Genomic DNA, 20,051 nt, shown 5'->3' with positions numbered 1-20,051 from the left:
ACACTACCTAGCGAATCCTACATTCGCCCACATCCGAACGGATATCTCTGTGATCTTTTCAGGTGATGGAACGCGCCGCAGCCCACGCTCATCCACCGGTGAGCGAGTCGACCAGTTCCTCGGCACTCGTGGCGGACTCCAGCAGCTCGCCCACGTGGGCCCGCGTGCCCCGCAGGGGCTCCAGCGTCGGGATCCGCACCAACGAGTCCCGGCCGAGATCGAAGATGACCGAGTCCCACGAGGCGGCGGCCACGGCGGACGGATAGCGTTCCAGGCACCGGCCACGGAAGTAGGCCCGGGTGTCCTCCGGCGGCTCGGTCACCGCAGCACGCACCTCCTCCTCACTGACCAACCGCCGCATCGAACCCCGTGCGACCAGCCGGTTGTACAGGCCCTTGCCCATCCGGACATCGGAGTACTGCAGGTCGATCATGTGCAACCGGGGTGAGGCCCAGCCCAGGCTGTCCCTGCTGCGGTAGCTCTCCAGCAACTGCAGCTTGGCGGGCCAGTCCAACCGGTCCGCGCAGTCCATCGGATCACCGCCGAGCAGATCGAGCACCTCGCCCCAGGTGTCGAGTACGTCCCGGGCCATCGCTTCACCACCGTGCTGCTCGACATGCCGGGCAGCACGCTCATGGTAGGCACGCTGCAGGTCGAGTCCGGTGAAACGACGACCGTCGGCAAGCTCGACGGTCTGCCGCAATGTCGGGTCATGGCTGAGCGCATGCACGGCCTGTACCGGGTCGGCGAGTTTCAGGTCATCGAAACGCTGCCCGGCCTCGATCATGTCGAGTATCAGCGCCGTGGTCCCCACCTTCAGGTACGTGGAGGTCTCGGCCAGATTGGCGTCACCGACGATGACGTGCAGCCTGCGGTACTTGTCGGCATCGGCGTGTGGCTCGTCCCGGGTGTTGATGATGCCGCGCTTGAGCGTGGTTTCGAGGCCGACCTCGACCTCGATGTAGTCGGAGCGCTGGGACAGCTGGAACCCCGGCTTCTCCCCGGCCTGGCCGATCCCGACCCGGCCGGAGCCGCAGACGACCTGCCGTGAGGCGAAGAACGGCGTCAAGCCGGAAATCACCGCCGTGAACGGCGTGTCGCGTGCGCAGAGGTAGTTCTCGTGAGTGCCGTAGCTGGCGCCCTTGCCGTCGACATTGTTCTTGTACAGCTGCATCGGTGCCGTTCCGGGCACACTGGCCGCCCGGAAGGCGGCCTCCTCCATGACCCGCTCACCGGCCTTGTCCCAGACCACGGCATCCCGCGGGTTCGTCACCTCGGGCGCCGAGTACTCGGGATGAGCATGGTCGACATAAAGCCGTGCGCCGTTGGTCAGGATGACGTTGGCTGCCCCGAGGTCATCGCCCTCCGAACCGTTGGTCTGGTTGGAGGATGCTCCCAGGTCGAAGCCGCGTGCATCGCGCAGGGGCGATTCGACCTCGTAATCCCATCGGGCACGACGTGCCCGGGGAATGTCCGCAGCCGCCGCATAAGCGAGCACGATGTGGGTGGAGGTCAGCACCGGGTTCGCCGTCGAATCGCCCGGTACGACGATCCCGTACTCCACCTCGGTTCCCATGATCCGCCGCATACCGTTCAGCCTACGTGTTCCGACCGCCCTCAGTGCCGGGGCAGGGTCGACACGGTCGAGCACCGTGGTCGAAATACGCCGCAAGACCGGCGCCGGTCCGGCGAGACGCAGCGAGTGGACGAGACGGGTGCGAGAATCCATCGTGTGAGCGTGCAGGAGGAACGTGTGGCGATCCACGACTCGCTCGGCCGCACGGTCGGCAGCGCCACACGCTCACGAATGCGCCGCGAGGGCCTCTGGCATGCCGCTACGTCGGTCCTCGTGCGCTCGCTCGACGGGCACTCGGTGTACGTGCACCGGCGCACCGACACCAAGGACGTCCATCCCGGTCTGCACGACTGCTGGGCCGGAGGTGTCGTGCTGGCAGGCGAGGCACCGGATGCGGCCGCGCACCGCGAGCTCGCGGAGGAACTCGGCATCGACGCGGCTCCGCGCTTCCTGTTCCGCACCAGTCATCGACGGGATACCGTGCGGTTTCACGCGTTCCTCTACGAGATCTTCTGGGACGGCCCGATCATCCACCAGCCGGAGGAGGTCGCCGACGGCCGGTGGATTCCCGTCACCGAACTGCGCGCTCTGCTCGACGACCCGTCGTGGCCGTTCGTGCCCGACGGACGTCAGTTCTTCGAAGAGTGGCTGGCGTCGTGACAGCGATCGAAGGACCGAAGCAACCACCCGGTGAACCCGAGCGCTGTTCTTCTAGTGCCAGGGCAGAGTCGCGCGTTCACCCCAGTACGTCGCCGGGTCACCGGCCAGTGCCGCGAGCTCCTCGATGTCGTCCTCGTCGAGTCGCACCGAGCAGGCCTCGAGATTGCTCTCGAGCTGTTCGACGCCTGCAGGGCCGATGAGTACCGTGTCCGCCCACGGCTGCGCCAGGACGTGGGCGAGTGCGACCGTGTCCGGAGTGACACCGTGGCGCTGTGCGACCCGGGCCAGCCCGGCCGGGGGCTGCACCGCGAGACGACCATTGGCCAGGGTTTCCTTGACGAGCACGTGCCAACCGGCATCGTGGACCCGCTGCAACGCGGGACCCACCGACGGTTCCAAGGTGTTCCAGGTCGACTGCACGGCACTGAACAGTTGCTCGCCGCCGACCCGCAGTGCCCGGGCGCACTCGATCGCCTCGGCCTGTGCGGCCCCGCTCGTGGACACTCCGAGACGCACTCCGGAATCGCGCAACCGTGCCAGTTCGTGCTGCAACTCGACGTCGTCGAGAAGTGGGCTGTCGCTGGTCAGCGAGTGCACCTGATACAGCTTCACATGCTCGCCGAGCAGTTCCCGGGATGCGGGCCACTGCATGCGCAGGCGGTCGACGGAATGTTCCTTGATCTCGTGGACTTCGGTTTCGACCCGCCACTCGGCCACGTAGGCATAACCCCATTTGCTGGACACGGTCACGTCCTCGTGGCCACGCTGCTGCAACCACTCGGAGAGGAACTGTTCGGCGCTGCCGTAGGAACGAGCCGTGTCGACCCAGCGCACCCCGCGCGCATAGGCGGCGTCCAGAACCGCGCCCGTGCGCTCGCGCATCGCATGCACGGTCCGATCACCGGGCAGTACGCCGGTGCGCCCCAGGTTGATATAAGCGGGCCGCCCCAGCGCGGCCAATCCCACTCCGATGCGTTCCGGCCCGATGCGTTCCGGCGTCACCTGTGCTGCATCACCCATCGATGGCAACGTAACCGCCGGGCGCTGTCACCGACAGTCGACATGACGGCGGGGCGACATGACGGCGGGGCGCCGTCTCCGGAGGATGGCACTGCCGGAAATGACGCCCCGCCGTTCGTGCTGTCAGCACCTTCCGGCGACCGTTACAGGTACTGACCGGTGTTGGTGGCCGTGTCGATCGCTCGGCCGGACTCCTGGTTCTTACCGCTGACCAGCGTCCGGATGTACACGATCCGCTCACCCTTCTTACCGGAGATCCGTGCCCAGTCATCCGGGTTGGTGGTGTTGGGCAGGTCCTCGTTCTCGGAGAACTCGTCGATGATCGCATCATGCAGGTTCTGCACCCGCAGTCCCGGCTGACCGGTGTCGAGCACCGACTTGATCGCGGCCTTCTTCGCCCGGTCCACGATGTTCTCGATCATCGCACCGGAGTTGAAGTCCTTGAAGTACAGGATCTCCTTGTCTCCGTTGGCGTAGGTGACCTCCAGGAACCGGTTCTCGTCGGTCTCGGCGTACATCCGCTCGACCGTGGTCTGGATCATCGCATCCATGGTCGTGGCCTGGTCGCCGCCGAACTCCCGCAGGTCCTCCTCGTTGATCGGCAGATCCTTGGTGAGGTACTTCGAGAAGATGTCCTTGGCCGACTCCGCGTCCGGACGCTCGATCTTGATCTTCACGTCGAGCCTGCCCGGTCGCAGGATCGCGGGATCGATCATGTCCTCACGGTTGGAGGCACCGATGACGATGACGTTTTCCAACCCCTCGACACCATCGATCTCGCTGAGCAGCTGAGGCACGATCGTCGTCTCCACGTCCGAGGACACACCGCTGCCGCGGGTCCGGAAGATCGAGTCCATCTCGTCGAAGAACACGATCACCGGTGTGCCTTCGGAGGCCTTCTCCCTGGCTCGCTGGAAGATCAACCGGATATGGCGCTCGGTCTCGCCCACGAACTTGTTGAGCAGTTCGGGACCCTTGATGTTCAGGAAGTACGACTTCGCCTGACCATCCTCATCACCCCGGGACGCGGCGACCTTCTTGGCCAACGAGTTGGCCACCGCCTTGGCGATGAGCGTCTTACCGCACCCGGGAGGCCCGTAGAGCAACACACCCTTGGGCGGCCGCAACTGGTACTGCACGTACAGATCGGAGTGCAGGAACGGCAGTTCCACCGCGTCCCGGATCTCCTCGATCTGACTCCCCAGACCACCGATGCTGTGGTAGTCGACGTCGGGAACCTCTTCCAGCGTGAGATCCTCGACCTCGGCCTTGGGAACGGTGTCGTAGGCGTACCCCGCCTTGCTGTCGACCAACACGGAGTCGCCCGACTTCAGCCCGGCGTCGACCATCGGCGCGGTCAGCCAGACCACGCGTTCCTCGTCGGAGTGGCCTGCGATCAGTGCCCGAGCCGGCTGCTCCGGTTCACTGCTCGGTAGCAGCTCTCGGAACGTGCAGACCTCGCCCACCCGTTCGAAGGAACCTTCTTCCACCACGGTCAACGCCTCGTTGAGGCGCACTGTCTGACCGAGCTGGAGGTTCTCGGTTTCCACGTTCGGTGATACGGCGACCCGCATCTTTCGGCCGGATGTGAATACATCAACCGTGCCGTCTTCGTAGCGGCTCAGGAACACCCCGTACCCGCTCGGGGGCTGGGCGAGCCGGTCGACTTCCTCGCGCAGAGCCGTCAGTTGACTCCGCGCTTCTTTCAGGGTCTCGGTGAGTTTGGCGTTCCGTTCAGTGAGCTGACTCACTCTCTCGGATGCCTCGGCCAGCCGCTTTTCCAGCAACCTGACCTGTTGAGGAGATTCGCTGAGCTTGCTGCGAAGCGAGGTCACCTCGTCTTCGAGCTCCCGAATCTGGCTGTTGAGCTCGGCACTGCTGCCACCGCTCTGTTGCCCGCCCTCTTCAGGCCGGCTACCGGGACGGTCGTGCTGCATGTCGGCACCCTCCTCCCGTGCTCGTACCACCACGGTACCGGCGAGCACCCACGATCGCGGCGTCGTAAGTGCACCGGACAGACCAGACTGCCACAGAAGTTCGCAAATACCTACGGAAAGCGTCGAGCCGAGTTCAATGTCGACCACAACGTGGACACGTTGTGTTTCGCCGTTGCTCCGTTCGATATGCACATACGGTATACGACACAGTTCGACACCGGTTCCACGAGACCGAAAGCCCCGTATCTCACTTACTGCGCGTAGACACATCGGCATTCGGGTGTTCTTTTTTTCATGGCCACCGAGCTCACCCTTTCCCATTATCTGGAACTCTTCCGGCGGAAGCCGACGGAGCCGTAAGAAGTGAACTCGCCCACACTTCTCCCGCGGCGGCCACACCGATCGCGACCCGTCTCGGGCCGCCTTCGCCCGCAACCGCAGGCAGGCGCCCCGGATCCCGCAGGCACGAATCGCTCCGATTCCGCCCACCGCGACACCGGTTTCTGATCTACTGAGCCGCCGTGCCGCCGAAGCGGAGCGGGTGGGGAACCTGCTCAGCGGATGGCACGTCCCAATACACGATCGAGTGAAAATCCGCAGCCGAGGGCAGGCAGCAGGCACGGGAAGCGGCCCCAGGAGCACGGCGACGAGCCGGGGTCCGCCTGCGCATGCGGACAACGATTCAGGAGGAGACCTCGTGACCCATCCACCGCAGCAGCCCGGACCGCAACAACCCGGTCAGGGCGGCTGGGGCCAACCCGGATACGGCCCTCCACCCGGCTACGGGCAACAACCGGGCTACGGGCAACAACCGGGCGGCCGGTTCCCGCAGAGCGCGCCCCAATCCCAACCGGGCTGGGGTCAACAACCGGGATTCGGCGGGCAACCGGGTCCGGGGGGTTTCGCCCAACCCCCGAAGAAAAACAGAGCGGGCCTCCTCATCGGGGTAGTCATCGGTGCCGTGGTGCTCCTCGCCGGTGCCGGCACCGGAATCTACTTCGCGGTCGCCGGAGGCCGTGGCGCCGAAGCGACTGCGAGCACATTCGCCGACCGCATCCAGCAGCAGTTCCGGCAGCCGTTGTCACCACCTCCGCTCGACGACCTCAAAGCGGTCACGTGCAAGAAGAGCTGGAAGACCCTCGACAAAAGAGACGAGCTCATCAGCGGCATGTTCACCTACGGCCTGGATCAGGACGACGCCCAAATGTTGAGAAGGATCGGAGTGTCCGCGGTCCGGGTCGATTCCGCAGGAGAGACACGGGACTTCACGCTCAAGCTGACACACCCCGAGGAGAACAAGCCGCTCACCTTCCGTCTCGAGCTCATCCGGGAAAACGGTGACTGGAAGGTTTGCGAAGGTCTCGGCCTGGAGGCACAGCTCGATCAGATGTGATGTGGCGATCGGCTCTCGTGCATCCGGACGCGACGCAGGTGTGAAACCCGCGCTGCGAGCAGTACGTCCCGATCCACCGGCCGGACGGCAAAATGCACGGTCGATCGGAAAACAGCAGACAGCAGATCCGTGAAGCACTTCCGGAAACACGGCGGCGAGGCCGCTCCCTGCCTGTGCTCATGGACGACGATCAGGAGGAAACCTCTCGTGACCTATCCACCGCAGCAGCCCGGCCAGGGCAACCCCTACGGCCAGCAGCCGGGCTGGGGGCAGCAACCCGGCGGACAGTACCCACCGAGCGGACCCCAGCAGCCGGGCTACGGCGGCTACGGGCAACAGCCGGGAGGGCAGCAGTACCCACCGAGCGGACCGCAACAGCAACCCACCTGGGGCCGGCAGCCGGGCGGTCAATATCCGCAAACCTCCCCCCATCCCGGCTGGGACGGGCAGTCCCAGCCGGGATGGGGTCAACAACCCGGCTTCGGCGGGCAACCACCGAAGAAGAGCAAGAAGGGGCTTTTCATCGGCATCGGCGTCGGCGGTGGTGTCGTCGTCATCGGTCTGATCGTCACTCTCGCCCTCGTCTTCACCGGTGGCCCCGGCAGTCCCCGCCCCGTGGCTCAGGAGTTCGTCAACCACTTCGAGAACAAAGAATTCTCCAAACTCCCGAGCGTGGTCTGCGAGAAAGTCCAAAAACAGGAGGACTTCAAGAAGATCTCGCAGGGAAACCTGGCAGAAACCATGGCGGCGGAGCAGGGAATGCCCCCCGCACTCGCCGAGATGGCCCTCGACAGCATGAAGTTCGATTTCAGACTGGGGAAGGTGACCGATCACGGCGACAGCACGGCCACGGCCACGATGAAGGGGGAAATGACTTTCGACTTGGAATACATGGGACAGTCCATCAACCAGAGCCAGTCCATGAACACCACGTTCAACATGGTCGTCGAAGACGGCCAGTGGAAGATGTGCGGGTCTTCCGGGAACGGCCCTCTGTAACGGCCTCGCAAGCGCCGGGATCGCCTCGAGTCCTTCGGGGCGATCGGCCGATACCGCCCGACGACGAGCGACACCAAGGAGCTCGCAAGGGGATGGACCACTCGGCAGCGCACCGAGGAGTGGAACATCGGTCCCTGACCGGGGAGAAGAGTGGGTTGCATTCTGCTCGGGTGACACCGCGACGGCAACGCCCGCGGAATCACGCGTACGGCGACATCGAGTCGAGCGAGACCCGACCAGCACAGGGACAACCCACCACAGGGACGAACAGCCATGACCACAACCACGATCGAAGACTTGCGGGAGCGCGTGCGCGGCGCCGTCATCAGTCCCATCGATCCGGGCTACGACGAGGCCCGCACGGTCCACAACGCCATGATCGACCGATTTCCTCGCGCGGTCGTGCGATGTGCCAACGCAGGCGACGCCATGGCCGCGGTCGACTTCGCGCGCGAGAACCAGCTCGACCTCGCCGTCCGTGGCGGCGGGCACAGCGTTCCCGGATTCGGGACCTGCGACGACGGTGTCGTTCTCGACCTGTCCGGGATGCGGGGCGTGCGCGTCGATCCCGGTGGCCGGACGGCACGCGCCGAGGGAGGAGCCACTTGGGGCGATTTCAATGCCGCCACCCATCCCTTCGGGCTGGCCACGACCGGCGGCATCATCTCCACGACCGGCGTCGGTGGTCTGACCCTGGGCGGCGGCATCGGGTATCTGGCTCGCGGCCTCGGTCTGTCCTGCGACAATCTGGTCTCCGCCGATGTCGTGACCGCGGACGGGCAGTTGCTCCGCGCCGACGACCGGGAGAACGAGGATCTCTTCTGGGCTCTGCGCGGCGGCGGGGGCAACTTCGGGGTGGTGACCTCGTTCGAGTTCCGGCTGGCACCGGTGCGGGACATCTACGGTGGCCCGATCTTCTTCGATCTGGACCAGGCCGACACCGTTCTGCGCTTCTTCCGTGACTTCATCGCCAATGCGCCCGAGGAACTCGGCGGATTTCCCGCATTCCAGATCGCACCGCCGCTGCCGTTCATCCCGCAGAACCGCCACGGTGATCCGCTGGTCGCGATCGTGGCGTGCTGGTCGGGTCCTCCCGAGGAGGGGCCGCACGCCGTCCAGCCCTTGCGCGACGTGGCACCGGTGGTCGCCGAGCACGTCGGTCCGATGCCGTATCCCCAGCTCAACAGCGCCTTCGATGCACTGGTACCGCCGGGGCTGCAGCACTACTGGAAGGCCAACTTCGTCACCGAGCTCAGCGACGAGGTGATCGAGGCCCACCTGCGGTACGGACCGAAGGTGCCCGCACTCAACTCCACGATGCACATCTACCCGATCAACGGCGCCTGCCACCGCGTCTCACCGAAGGCCACGGCCTTCGCCTACCGGGACGCGAACTTCGCGACCGTGATCGCCGGAATGTGGCCCGATCCCGCCGACAACGAAGCGAACATCTCGTGGGTCCGGGACTACTACGCGGCCACCGCCCCGCATTCCCGGGAAGGGGGCTACATCAATTTCATGGCAGGCGACGACCAGGATCGGATCAAGTCCAACTACGGGGAGAATTACGAACGTCTGGTCGAGGTCAAACGAACCCACGACCCGGACAACCTGTTCCACCTGAACCAGAACATTCAGCCTTGACAGCGGAGCCGGGCGGCGAGCCCGCCCGGCCGCACCCGGTGGTCAGCTCTCGGTCTCGCGGCCGTCTCAGCCCTTGCCGGAACGCCGCTGGGGTTTCGGGGGCGTGACACCCTCGGCGAGGCGGCGCGTGACCAGCAGAAAAGCAGTGTGGGCAACCATTCGGTGTTCGGGTCGCACAGCCATGCCCACGGAGTGCCAAGGGCGCAGCAGCGTCTCCCAGGACTGCGGCTCGGTCCAGGACTGCTGCTCACGCAGCGCCTCGGTCACCCGGGACAACTGCGTCGTCGTGGCCACATAGACGACCAGCACCCCGCCCGGCACCAGATTCCGGTACACGGTATCCAACGCGTCCCAGGGCGAGAGCATGTCGAGCACGACCCGGTCGACCTGTCCACCCGCGTAGTCGTTGAGGTCGGCCACCTGCAGGGTCCAGTTGTCCGGTTTCGCACCGAAGAACCGTTCCACGTTGCGCTCGGCGTGCTCGGCGTGATCGGCCCGCACCTCGCAGGAGGTGACGCTGCCCTCGTCGCCGACCGCGCGCAGCAGTGAGCAGGTCAGCGCCCCGGATCCCGCACCCGCTTCGAGAACGCGCGCGCCGGGCCGGATATCGCCCCACATCAGGATCTGGGCGGCGTCCTTCGGGTAGATGACCTGTGCGCCTCGCGGCATCGACAGCACGTAGTCGGCCAACAACGGGCGCACCGCGAGGAAGGACGTCCCCCCTGCCGAAGTGACCACGGAACCCTCCGGCAGCCCGATGATCCGGTCATGCGGCAGCACACCACGATGCGTGTGGTACTCACCACCGGAACTGAGAACGATCGTGTAGCGCCGCCCCTTCGGATCGGTCAACTGGACCCGGTCACCCGGCCGGAACTCACCACTGACGGTGCTCACGTGTTCGGAACCTCCTGCGAAAGTTTTCGCCCACCGACGAGGGCACAGCGCATCATCGTCCCAGAAGGTTCCGGCACGCCGACGGCGGCTCGACCGTCCCCTACGATCCGGAACCCGTGGCGCTGCGCAGTTCCTCACGGCGGAGCACACCACTGGGCCGCCCCTCGTCGTCCACCACGAGGAACTGCCGAGCCAGGACATTGTGCACCCGGTCGAAGATCGCATCGGCGGACTCACTGTCCAGCAGAATGTTCTCCGGGGTGACCGGTTCGGCGGCATGTTCGGCGGGCTCCTGCGGGGCACAGGCGACCAGCCGCTCGGCGGCACCCTGATCGAGCAGCCCGACCGCGACTCCGTCCGCGCGCACCAGCACCACTCCCCGACCCGCCGCAGCCGTCAACGCATCGCGCACCGGGCTTTCCGCGGGCAACTGCAGAACGGGACGCACCAGATCCCGCAGCTGCAACCCTTCCGGCCAGTGCCGACGTCGTTCGGCGGCATACTCGGCACCGGCACCGGCGACCACGAACCAGGCCATCAGGACGCACACACCGAGCCGGAGCCACTGCCCCCGCGCGTCACCGAGCAGACCGGCGATGGCCCAGGCCGACAGTCCGGCCGCGACCACGGCGGCACCGGCCACACCGGCGGTCGTGCCCGAATGCCGCCGCCCGGTAATCGCCCAGGTCAGCGCACGGAGCATTCGACCACCGTCGAGTGGCAGACCGGGCAGCAGGTTGAACACACCGACCGCGAAGTTGGCCACACATGTTTGCGCCACCAGCAGCCAGATCGCCCCCACTGGATTCAGCGCCAGCCAGCCCAGGCCGGTGACGGCCGCGAGCACCAGCGAAACAACCGGACCGGCTCCGGCGATCAGCGCGTCCTGCCGAGGTTTCCGCGGGGTCCGGGAAATTTCCGAAATCCCGCCCAGCAGGAACAGTCGTACGCGGCGCACGGGCAGCCCGAGCCGCAGTGCCACGAGACAGTGCCCGAGCTCGTGCAACAGGACCGAGGCAGCCAAGAGCACGGTGAACGTCGCGGCGATCACGGCGCTGGTCCACACTCCCGTGTGCGGCAGGAACCGGCCGACCATGGGAGTGTAGAGCAGGACGATCAATGCGGCACCCAGCCACCACGATGGTGACAGCAGCACGGGAACGCCCGCGACACGGCCGAGCAGCAACCCTCCCTCGGGTAAACCGGTTCGACCGTTGCCTGACGTGGTGGACATGCTGGCAGCGTAGAACGCCTTGCACAGCCCGTCCGTAACCCACCAAGGCGCCATCCCGACGGCGGTCGGCGCAACCACCTCCGAGAGCTCTCGGAGCTGTTCCTCTAGGGTGCTGGAACCATGACCGACACGGCATCCACAGACACGACCAGCGGCAGTGCCCGGCGCAGGCAGGCTCTGTCGCCGTCGCGGGCAAGTGATTTCAAGCAGTGTCCGCTGCTGTATCGCTTCCGTGCCGTGGACCGGCTGCCGGAGGCACCGACGCGGGCTCAGGCGCGCGGGACGGTCGTCCATTCGGCGCTCGAGCGATTGTTCGCCCTCCCCGTCTCCGAACGCGACCCGGCACACGCGAGGGAGTTGGTCTCCCCCGCTTGGGAGGAGTTGCTCGCGCAGCAGCCGGAGCTGGAGGCGCTGTTCGACGGCCCCGATGACCCCGAGTTGGCGAGCTGGCTGGAGTCGGCGAGCACCCTGCTGGAGTCCTACTTCGAGCTGGAGGATCCCCGCCGCCTGGAGCCCGAGGCATGCGAGCTGAGGGTCGAAACCGAACTCGACAGCGGTGTCCTGCTACGCGGATTCATCGATCGGGTCGACGTCGCTCCCACCGGCGAGATCCGACTGGTCGACTACAAGACGGGAGCGGCTCCTCGCGAGGTCGGCGAGGCCAAGGCCCTGTTCCAGATGAAGTTCTACGCGCTGGTGCTGTGGCGAACCCGCGGTGAACTGCCGCGCAGGCTGCTGCTGATGTACCTGGCCGACAAGCAGTCGCTGGCCTATACGCCGGACGAGGCCGAACTACGGCGATTCGAGCGCACACTGGATGCGATATGGCAGGCCATCCTGCGGGCAGGGCGCACCGGCGATTTCCGCCCGAACCCGTCGAAGCTGTGCAACTACTGCGACCACAAGCCGCTGTGCCCCGCACACGGGGGAACTCCCCCGCCCTATCCGGGGTGGCCGGAACCGGACCCGGGCACCGAGAGCATGCTGGACCGCACCGATTGAACCTCGCCCGCCTGTGTCCCGTCCCCGCCCCGATAACCCCGCTCGATCGCCCCTGCTCGGTGACCCGCCGTCGAAGCATGAGGAGTGCCATGAACGTGTCCGATTCCGGCAAAGTCTTCTACGAACCGCTCGGCGGCGGCCGATACCGCGCCACCGAGCACACGGTCGGCCCCTGGTCGGACAAGGCTCAGCACCTCGGCCCGGTCTCGGCACTGCTGGTTCGGGAGCTGGAGCGGAACACTCCCCGAGCGGAGATGCCGATCCGTCGAGTGAGCGTGGATGTCCTCGGGCCGGTGCCGGTGGATGAGCTGCGGATACGCACCGAGGTTGTCCGCCGGGGCCGTTCCGTCGAACTCGCGGTGGCCGAGTTGTCCGCAGGTGATCGTGTCGCCGCCACGGCACGGGCGTGGCGGATGGTGCGGACCGACACCGCGGCGGTCGCGGCCGACGACACCGAGCACCTCGATCCACCGGAGGACTGGGCGCCGATGCCGATACCCGAAGGTTGGACCGGTGGCTACGCGAGCGCGCTGGAATGGCGCATCGCCGACGAGGCGATGCTCGGAAACGGCCATGCACGGGTGTGGGCACGGCCGAAGATGCCGTTGCTCGGCGGTGAGGAGCCTACGGCGTTGCAACGCCTGTTCGCCGTCGCCGACTGCTCGAGCGGTGTTTCCAGCAGGCTCCCCTTCCACGAATGGGTGTTCGCCAACACCGACCTGACGGTGCATCTCTCCCGCGAGCCGCGAGGTGAGTGGATCGGGCTGGACGCACGGATGGCTCTCGGCCCGGACGGGGCCGGGCTCGCGCACAGTGCCCTGCACGACACGACGGGCCCGGTGGGGCGTTCGGCGCAGTCCCTGCTCCTCGCCCCGAAGTAGCGGTTTCCGGGAAAACTTCGGCCCGGGCATTGGCGGAGGTCGGCAACGCCGCACGAAACCTCACACAGCGCCCGAGGTCCCGTCTGGTGGATCAGGTGCGGTGGGGGTGGTCAATTTCTCGAGAAATTGACCACCCCCACCCAGAGGCAGGATCAGCCGGACAGGCCCTGCGGCCTCAATCCCCGTAAGGGTCGTAATTGGCCGCACTGCCGTAGTCACCGGGCGCCTGGGTCTGGTCCACGACCGCGAACCTGGCTCCGGTCGGGTCACGGAGCACGGCGACACGGCCGAGCTGGGAGTCGTACGGATCGACCCGGACCCGGCCCTCGAGACCGATGGCTTGGCGGACCACCTCCTCGGTACCGAGGTACGGGTCCGCACCCAGGTACAGCAACCAGTGCGGCCGGGTACCCGTGGTGATGTGGTCCCGAACCATGCTGACCCTGGCCAGCACCGACTCGTCGCCGAGGTACCACACGGAGTAGTCCGACTTGTGCTCGGTGCCGAACTGTTCGGCGGTGTAGCCGAACAAGCCGTGGAAGAACAGGTCCGCGGTCTGCGCCTTGATGGTCACCAGTTCCGCCCACATGAGGGTGCCCGGCAGCCCCACGTCGAACTGCCAGGACGCCTCGGGCTGGAGGAGTCCGAAGTCGGCCTCGGACGGCCCGTTGAGCACGACCTTGGTCCCGACTCCGGCCACGTGCTTGCTCGGCACCGTGACCGAGGCACCGTGCTGCTCGGCCTGCTCCACGGCTGTGGCGGCGTCGGCGGTGGCGAGGAACAGACGCCACTCGCTCGGCCCGTGCGCAGCCGTGCGGATACTCGCGACCGGGAATCCCTCGCGGAAGGCGATGACGTGATCACCGGCCCGGTGATCACGGTGAACCTCGTAGGTCCAGCCGAACAGGCCCGCATAGAACTCGCACGCACGGTCGGGATCGGTCGTGACCAGTTCGATCCAGCAGGGCATCCCCGCGTACAACTCCCACCGGGGCGGCGACGATCCCGGCTCTACGACACGCATGCTTCCCCCGATCAGCCTTCAAGATCGTATTCGTGCCCATTATGCGCCGTTCAGCGGCGAAACAGGCCGACTCCGATCACGATTCGATCACCCTGCCTGCGCCGACCTCGCGGCCGTGGCCGGATATGTCCTGTTCGCGAAAAACGACCGGGCCGAGACCGCTCGGTGTCCCCGAGATCCCGACCACTCCGGCACGGCGGCGCTTGACGGACAAGTCGGTCAGAGGCGGCAGGCGCGGATATCGGAGGACAGGATCGCCTTCGCCCCGAACGCCGCAAGCCTGTCCATGATCGCAGGCGCGGCCTTGCGGGAGACCATCGCACGCACGGCCACCCAGCGTTCGTCGGCCAACGGAGCCATCGTCGGCGACTCCAGACCGGGAGTCATCCGCATCGCCTCGTCGAGCAGTTCACGGGGGCAGTTGTAGTCCAGCATCACGTACTGCTGGGCGAACACGACCCCCTGCAGACGCGCGACCAGTTGGGCCTTGGCCTGCTCGTCCTGCTCGTCTCCGTCCTGCCCGTTCCCGTCCTGCCCGTCCCGGGTGACGTCGTCGTCCGAACCGGCGCGTTCGACCACCACGGCCTCGGAGGTGCAGATCGAATCACCGAAGGCGATCAAGCCGTGCTGGCGCAGCGTGCGACCGGAACCGACCACATCGGCGATCGCATCGGCCACACCCAGCTGGATCGAGATCTCGACCGCACCGTCGAGCCGGATCACCTCGGCTTGCACCCCGTATCGGGCGAGGTCATCGGCCACCAGCCGTGGATAGGACGTGGCGATCCGCTTGCCCGCCAGCGCCTCGACGGTCCACTCCCGGTCGTTCGGCGCCGCATAGCGGAAGGTCGAACCACCGAAACCGAGGGAGAGCCGCTCGGTTACCGGTGCTCCCGAGTCCAGCGCCAGGTCACGGCCGGTGATCCCGAGATCGAGCTCGCCGGAGCCGACGTAGATCGAGATGTCCTTCGGGCGCAGGAAGAAGAACTCCACATCGTTGGTGCTGTCGAGCACGGTCAGGTCCCGCTGCTCATGGCGCTGCCGGTAACCGGCTTCCGCGAGCATCTCGGAGGCGGCACCGGCCAACGTGCCCTTGTTGGGCACTGCCACACGCAGCATGGGACTTGTTCTCCTCTCGCAGGGCGAACGGGTTCACAGGTAACGGTAGACATCGTGCGGGGAGAGCCCGCGCGCCAGCAGGATGACCTGGAGGCGATAGAGGAGTTGTGAGGCTTCCTCGGCCAACTGCTCGTCGGATTCGTACTCGGCGGCGATCCACACCTCACCCGCCTCTTCGAGGACCTTCTTGCCCTGAGCATGGATCCCCGCATCGAGTGCGGATACCGTCGACGACCCTTCGGGCCGGGACCGGGCTCGCTCCTGCAGTTCGGTGAACAGCTCGTCGAAGGTCTTCACGATGCACGATCCTTGCATCCCGTGCCCCAGGGCACCGAGGGTGGGCGGGGTGCGGCGAGCAGCTCGGCGAGCGAGTCGGCGTCGAGTGCCTCCAGGGAGTCGTACAGGAATCGCCCCTCCCCCGGCTCCAGGGGCACCTCGCACGGCACGCCGATGACCGTACAGCCCGCGGAAACCGCGGCAGCCACCCCGGTCGGCGAGTCCTCGAGCGCCACGCATCGGGCCGGGTCGACACCGAGCGTTCGGCATGCTTGCAGGTACGGTTCCGGGTCCGGTTTGTTGCGGCCACCGACCTCGTCGCCGCACACCGTGACCGCGAACGTGTCCCGGCCGAGGGTTCCCATGGCGATCTCGGTCAGTGAGCGGAAAGTGGAGGTGACCAGTGCCGTGGGGATTCCGCGGGCGCGAACGCCGTGCAGCAGCCGGTGCGCTCCGGGACGCCAGGACAGCCCCTGCCGGAACAGTTCGGCGGTGCGCCGCTCGACCCACTCCGCGGCCACGGCGACATCCGCGGCTTCCGCGGGTAACCCGAGGTCGGTCAGCAACAGCTCCATGGAGCGGTGCATGTTCGAACCGACCAGCAGCTCACGGGTGGCAGCACTGAGCGCACCACCGCGGTGGGTCGCATAATCGTTCAGCGACAGCGTCCAGAGCTGTTCGGATTCGACCAGCGTTCCGTCCATGTCGAACAACACGGCGCCGAGTTCGGCGGATTCCCGCCCCGCTCCGCCGGGGGCAGCCGCGTGCGGCTCAAACATGACGATGACTCATATGACGATGACTCGACGAGGACGCACCTGCACCATGCATGCCGCCCAGCCTACGAGCACCCCGCGCCTCGTAGGCGGCCGTGTGGCCACCACCACGAGTCCTCGTGACATCCCGGCTGACGGCCACCGGGGACGTCGATCTCCCCGGCGACGTACGCTGACGCGGTGACCGATCGTGACTCGCGCCCTGCCGAACATTCGTCCGTGGAGCCGACCGAGCCGACCGGCCCGCTCATGGTGGCGGGCGTCGAGAACTGGGACCATGGACGTGCACCAACGACGCAGTCATCCCGTTTCGTTGGCTACGGAGGACTGACGTGAGTGAGCCAGACCTGTCCAGGCTCAACGAGCCGACCGTCATCCTGGCTTTCGAGGGCTGGAACGACGCCGGCGACGCGGCCAGCACTGCGGTCGAGCACCTCCAGCTCACCTGGGACGCGACCTCCTGGACCGAGATCGATCCGGACCCGTATTACGACTTCCAGGTGTCCCGCCCGACAGTGCGCCTGGTGGAGGGTGTCACTCGCCAGGTGACGTGGCCGACCACGCGGTTGTCGGTGTGCAGGCCGCCCGGGTCGGACCACGATGTCGTCCTGGTGCACGGAATCGAGCCGAACATGCGCTGGCGCGCGTTCTGCTCGGAGTTGCTCTCGCTGATCGAGCGCGCAGGCGCGCACACCGTCGTCACGCTCGGCGCCCTGCTGGCCGACGCTCCGCACACCCGCCCGGTTCCCGTCACCGGCAGCGCCTATGACGCCGAGTCGGCGGAGCGCTTCGGACTGGAACGATCCCGATACGAGGGCCCGACCGGGATTGTGGGCATCTTCCAGGACGCGTGCGTGCAAGCCGGGATTCCCGCGATCTCGTTCTGGGCGGCCGTCCCGCACTACGTGTCACAGCCACCGTCGCCCAAGGCCACCCTGGCACTGCTGCACCGGGTCGAGGAAACACTCGACATGGAGGTGCCGCTGAGCAACCTGCCCGAACAGGCCGAGGAGTGGGAGAACACCGTCAGCGAGATGGCGGAAGAGGACGAGGACGTCCGTAACTACGTGCGGGCGCTGGAGGAACGCGGCGACGCCGAGAACACGCTCACCGAAACGAGCGGGGACGCCATCGCGGCGGATTTCGAGCGTTACCTGCGACGGCGGGGCCCCGGCGGGAGCGGGGGCAAGGGTCCCGCTCCCGGCCCCGGCTAGTCACGCGATGTCCGGTTGACCTGTGGGGGGTTGAAGTTTTCCCGAAAATTCAACCCCACTCCCCGGGCGCAGGGCGCGCAGTTTCGCCGAGAACCGGCACAGCCCTGTTCGCCGGGCCACCACTACCCGGTCGGTCGATGCTCGGTCAGTTCACCTGCGTGAGGTATTCCTCGGCCCCCACGGGATCGAGGAACCAGTTGTCGAAGTCGGCGGGGTTGTCGAAGCCGTTGACGAAGCGGTTGCGAATGGCCTCGTTCTCCTGGGCGGCCCCGAAGAGGTTCATCACGTGTTCCGGCGGCGGTTGCAGCATGGCGTTGGTCCACCGGGTGACGGGATCGGCGAGCGACCAGTACCGCTCGAAGGTGTCCGCCATCCACTGCGGATCGAAGGGCTGATCACCGCGTTCGAGAATACTGTCCAGATAGGACGCCGCGCATTTGCTGGCATTGTTCGAGCCCTGGCCGGTGATCGGATCGTTGGCGACGACGACATCCGCCATCCCCAGGACGGTTCCGCCGGAAGGCAGCGTGCCGACCGGGTGCCGCACGACGGGGGTGTAGCCGCCTGCCAGGGTCGCCTGCGAATCGGTCAGGTCCGCGCTCTTGAAGCGCTCGTACTCCCACGGAAAGTACTGCCGCATGAGCTCGCGCATCCGGTTCCAGTGCTCGGCCGGGCCCGGCCGGTCCGACCAGCAGTCCAGCGGCCCGCCGGGAATCCCCTCGAAGAACGGGATCTCGCAGGGGCCGCTCAACGTCAAACCGGGGATGACGAACAACTCACCGACCCCGGGGACCGCATTGAACCGGACCGCATCCATGTCGGGGTGCTCCGGCCGCCGCCCCCCACCATGCACGTAGGACACCGACAGCGCCCGCTGTGGACTGGTGTAGGGCGAACGATCCGGATTCCGGTGGAAGAGCTGAACCAGCTCGCCCTTACCCGCGGCCACCAGGACGAGTTCGTAATGGCGGGTCAGCGCGTCCAGGTCGGAGGTGGTGACACCGTGGAAAACGACCTTTCCGCCACGGTCCTCGAACAACTCCAGCCATCCGGCCATCTTGATGCGCTGGTCGACCGACTGGGCACGGTTGTCCAACCGTCCCACCCAGTCCAGGGCACGCGAACCGTCCGGACCGGCCAACGACACACCGAGGCCGTCGATACCGGGCGCCTGCTCCTCCCACAGGTTCAACTCGTGATCCCGCTCGTGCTGCAGCGCGGTGTGGAACATCGCCTGGGTGGACATGACCCGGCCACCGCGGATCTCCTCGGAGGTACGCGCGGACATCACCGTCACGTCATAGTCGTGCTCCAGCAGACTCAAGCCGAGTTGTAGGCCTGCCTGCCCTGCACCGATGATGAGGATTTTGCGCATCCGTGGCTACCTTCCGTTGTTGCTGATGCCGGTCATGCGAATCGCTCGTGTGGTTCGGGGTGAGGATCAGACGGCGCCGTGCGTCACGTTCAACCGCATCGTGTGGGTGACCAGCGCACGCAGAGCGTCCACAGTGGATATGGAGTCACGTGCGTCGCAGGTCACCAGCGGGGTGTCCGGCCCGAGCGCCAGTGCTTCCCGCACCTCCGCGAGATCGTGGGTGAGTTCTCCGTCGAACAGGTTCAGCGCGACGACGAACGGGACGTCCGAGTCGTGTTCGAAGTAGTTGATCGCCGCGAAGGATTCCTGCAGGCGGCGAGTGTCCACCAGCACGATCGCACCGAGTGCGCCACGGGAAAGATCGTCCCACAGGAACCAGAAACGTGATTGGCCCGGCGTGCCGAACAGGTAGAGCATGAGGTCGGGGTGCAACTCGATGCGCCCGAAATCCATGGCAACCGTGGTGGTCGTCTTCTCGGCGGCGGGATCGATCTCGTCGATGCCTTCACTGGCCTCCGTCATCCACGCCTCGCTGTTCATCGGCGGGATCTCCGAGACCGAGGAGACGAAGGTGGTCTTGCCGACACCGAATCCGCCCGCGACGACGATCTTCGCCGAGAGCATCAACTCGGCGGGATCACGCGGAGATCTGGTTGAGCCCATCGAGAATCCTCTCGAGGATGGTGTGATCGTATTGGTAGGAATGTCCGGTCGGGTGAATGAAGACGGCCCCGTCCGCAGCCAGGTCACCGACCAGTACCCGAATCACTCCCAGTGGGATCACCAACGATGCCGACAGTTCGGCCAGCGAGATCGGGGTACGCGCCAGCTCGTAGACCGAAAGCGACTCGGGCATGAGCGTCTCGGCGAACTCGGCGTCGTAGTCCGGAACCGAGATCATCGTCTCGACCAGAAGCTGGTGGCGCGTCCGAGTACGACCTCCGGTGAGGGTGTAGGGACGTACCCGGCTACTGCGAGTGTCCGGGTGGGTCTGCGGCTGAGAGACCATGCGGCGTTCCTTCGC

The 20,051-nt window shown here is 66.4% G+C and carries 20 protein-coding genes; 7 read left to right on the top strand and 13 right to left on the bottom strand.

Translation table 11 applies throughout. The annotated features are described in order from the left end of the window. Window positions 1-88 precede the first annotated feature (88 nt). Complete coding sequence (dop, locus tag JOF55_RS18120) at window positions 89-1,588, bottom strand: depupylase/deamidase Dop (RefSeq protein WP_374727545.1); 1,500 nt, start codon at window positions 1,586-1,588, stop codon at window positions 89-91. 144 nt (window positions 1,589-1,732) lie between these two features. Between dop and JOF55_RS18115 the strand changes: the two genes are divergently transcribed. Next, window positions 1,733-2,236, top strand: a complete 504-nt coding sequence (locus JOF55_RS18115; RefSeq protein WP_310275786.1) for an NUDIX hydrolase — start codon at window positions 1,733-1,735, stop codon at window positions 2,234-2,236. Between the two features lie 51 nt (window positions 2,237-2,287). Here the strand turns inward: JOF55_RS18115 and JOF55_RS18110 are convergent, their stop codons facing one another. Both JOF55_RS18110 and arc read right to left on the bottom strand, forming a co-directional pair. Continuing rightward, complete coding sequence (locus tag JOF55_RS18110; protein WP_310275784.1) at window positions 2,288-3,256, bottom strand: aldo/keto reductase; 969 nt, start codon at window positions 3,254-3,256, stop codon at window positions 2,288-2,290. A 143-nt stretch (window positions 3,257-3,399) separates the two neighbouring features. Next, window positions 3,400-5,193 carry a proteasome ATPase gene (gene arc, locus JOF55_RS18105; protein WP_310275783.1) on the bottom strand — a complete coding sequence of 598 codons (1,794 nt, stop codon included), beginning with the start codon at window positions 5,191-5,193 and terminating at the stop codon, window positions 3,400-3,402. A 697-nt stretch (window positions 5,194-5,890) separates the two neighbouring features. On the opposite strand from arc, the gene JOF55_RS18100 reads away from it, so the two are divergent. The 3 genes from JOF55_RS18100 (at window position 5,891) to JOF55_RS18090 (ending at window position 9,229) form a co-directional block, all read left to right on the top strand. Then, window positions 5,891-6,586, top strand: coding sequence for an Rv0361 family membrane protein (locus tag JOF55_RS18100; protein ID WP_310275782.1), 696 nt, complete (start codon window positions 5,891-5,893; stop codon window positions 6,584-6,586). Window positions 6,587-6,793: 207 nt separating this feature from the next. Further along, window positions 6,794-7,585: a hypothetical protein gene (locus JOF55_RS18095; RefSeq protein WP_310275781.1), complete on the top strand. Its 792-nt coding sequence runs from the start codon at window positions 6,794-6,796 to the stop codon at window positions 7,583-7,585. Window positions 7,586-7,858: 273 nt separating this feature from the next. Next, window positions 7,859-9,229 carry an FAD-binding oxidoreductase gene (locus JOF55_RS18090; protein ID WP_310275779.1) on the top strand — a complete coding sequence of 457 codons (1,371 nt, stop codon included), beginning with the start codon at window positions 7,859-7,861 and terminating at the stop codon, window positions 9,227-9,229. A 66-nt stretch (window positions 9,230-9,295) separates the two neighbouring features. On the opposite strand, the gene JOF55_RS18085 is transcribed toward JOF55_RS18090, so the two are convergent. Further along, a complete protein-coding gene (locus tag JOF55_RS18085; protein ID WP_310275777.1) occupies window positions 9,296-10,126 on the bottom strand; it encodes a tRNA (adenine-N1)-methyltransferase in 831 nt (276 codons plus the stop codon). Between the two features lie 100 nt (window positions 10,127-10,226). Next, the gene (locus JOF55_RS18080) at window positions 10,227-11,360 is read right to left on the bottom strand and encodes a site-2 protease family protein (protein ID WP_310275776.1); all 1,134 of its coding nucleotides are present in this window, start codon (window positions 11,358-11,360) and stop codon (window positions 10,227-10,229) included. A 120-nt stretch (window positions 11,361-11,480) separates the two neighbouring features. Here JOF55_RS18080 and JOF55_RS18075 point away from each other — a divergent pair, with 120 nt between their 5' ends. Together JOF55_RS18075 and JOF55_RS18070 are read left to right on the top strand one after the other, a co-directional pair. After that, entirely contained in the window at window positions 11,481-12,362 is an 882-nt protein-coding gene (locus JOF55_RS18075) for a RecB family exonuclease (RefSeq protein ID WP_310275775.1), read from the top strand. 89 nt (window positions 12,363-12,451) lie between these two features. Beyond that, entirely contained in the window at window positions 12,452-13,243 is a 792-nt protein-coding gene (locus tag JOF55_RS18070) for a thioesterase family protein (RefSeq protein ID WP_310275774.1), read from the top strand. 175 nt (window positions 13,244-13,418) lie between these two features. On the opposite strand, the gene JOF55_RS18065 is transcribed toward JOF55_RS18070, so the two are convergent. The 5 genes from JOF55_RS18065 to JOF55_RS18045 all read right to left on the bottom strand — a co-directional run bounded on the left by JOF55_RS18065 (window position 13,419) and on the right by JOF55_RS18045 (window position 16,441). After that, entirely contained in the window at window positions 13,419-14,267 is an 849-nt protein-coding gene (locus tag JOF55_RS18065; protein WP_310275773.1) for a VOC family protein, read from the bottom strand. Window positions 14,268-14,343: 76 nt separating this feature from the next. Next, window positions 14,344-14,481: a hypothetical protein gene (locus JOF55_RS18060; protein WP_310275772.1), complete on the bottom strand. Its 138-nt coding sequence runs from the start codon at window positions 14,479-14,481 to the stop codon at window positions 14,344-14,346. A gap of 5 nt (window positions 14,482-14,486) precedes the next feature. Continuing rightward, window positions 14,487-15,386, bottom strand: a complete 900-nt coding sequence (gene hisG, locus JOF55_RS18055; RefSeq protein ID WP_310275771.1) for an ATP phosphoribosyltransferase — start codon at window positions 15,384-15,386, stop codon at window positions 14,487-14,489. Between the two features lie 33 nt (window positions 15,387-15,419). Further along, window positions 15,420-15,701 carry a phosphoribosyl-ATP diphosphatase gene (locus JOF55_RS18050; protein ID WP_310275770.1) on the bottom strand — a complete coding sequence of 94 codons (282 nt, stop codon included), beginning with the start codon at window positions 15,699-15,701 and terminating at the stop codon, window positions 15,420-15,422. After that, window positions 15,680-16,441, bottom strand: a complete 762-nt coding sequence (locus JOF55_RS18045; protein WP_310275769.1) for an HAD family hydrolase — start codon at window positions 16,439-16,441, stop codon at window positions 15,680-15,682. The genes JOF55_RS18050 and JOF55_RS18045 overlap by 22 nt, the downstream gene beginning before the upstream one ends. Window positions 16,442-16,770: 329 nt before the next feature. On the opposite strand from JOF55_RS18045, the gene JOF55_RS18040 reads away from it, so the two are divergent. Beyond that, a complete protein-coding gene (locus tag JOF55_RS18040; RefSeq protein WP_310275768.1) occupies window positions 16,771-17,652 on the top strand; it encodes a PAC2 family protein in 882 nt (293 codons plus the stop codon). Between the two features lie 145 nt (window positions 17,653-17,797). Here JOF55_RS18040 and JOF55_RS18035 read toward each other — a convergent pair whose 3' ends face one another. The 3 genes from JOF55_RS18035 to JOF55_RS18025 form a co-directional block, all read right to left on the bottom strand. Continuing rightward, entirely contained in the window at window positions 17,798-19,027 is a 1,230-nt protein-coding gene (locus tag JOF55_RS18035; RefSeq protein WP_310275766.1) for a styrene monooxygenase/indole monooxygenase family protein, read from the bottom strand. 66 nt (window positions 19,028-19,093) lie between these two features. Then, window positions 19,094-19,690: a GTP-binding protein gene (locus JOF55_RS18030; RefSeq protein WP_374727308.1), complete on the bottom strand. Its 597-nt coding sequence runs from the start codon at window positions 19,688-19,690 to the stop codon at window positions 19,094-19,096. Next, complete coding sequence (locus JOF55_RS18025; RefSeq protein ID WP_310275764.1) at window positions 19,665-20,036, bottom strand: DUF742 domain-containing protein; 372 nt, start codon at window positions 20,034-20,036, stop codon at window positions 19,665-19,667. Before JOF55_RS18025 ends, JOF55_RS18030 begins: the two co-directional genes overlap by 26 nt. Between the last annotated feature and the right edge of the window lie 15 nt (window positions 20,037-20,051).

Source organism: Haloactinomyces albus, assembly GCF_031458135.1.
In the GTDB taxonomy this organism is placed as follows: domain Bacteria; phylum Actinomycetota; class Actinomycetes; order Mycobacteriales; family Pseudonocardiaceae; genus Haloactinomyces; species Haloactinomyces albus.
The sequence above is the reverse complement of the archived record's forward strand: the minus strand, read 5'-3'. Positions and strand labels throughout refer to the sequence as shown.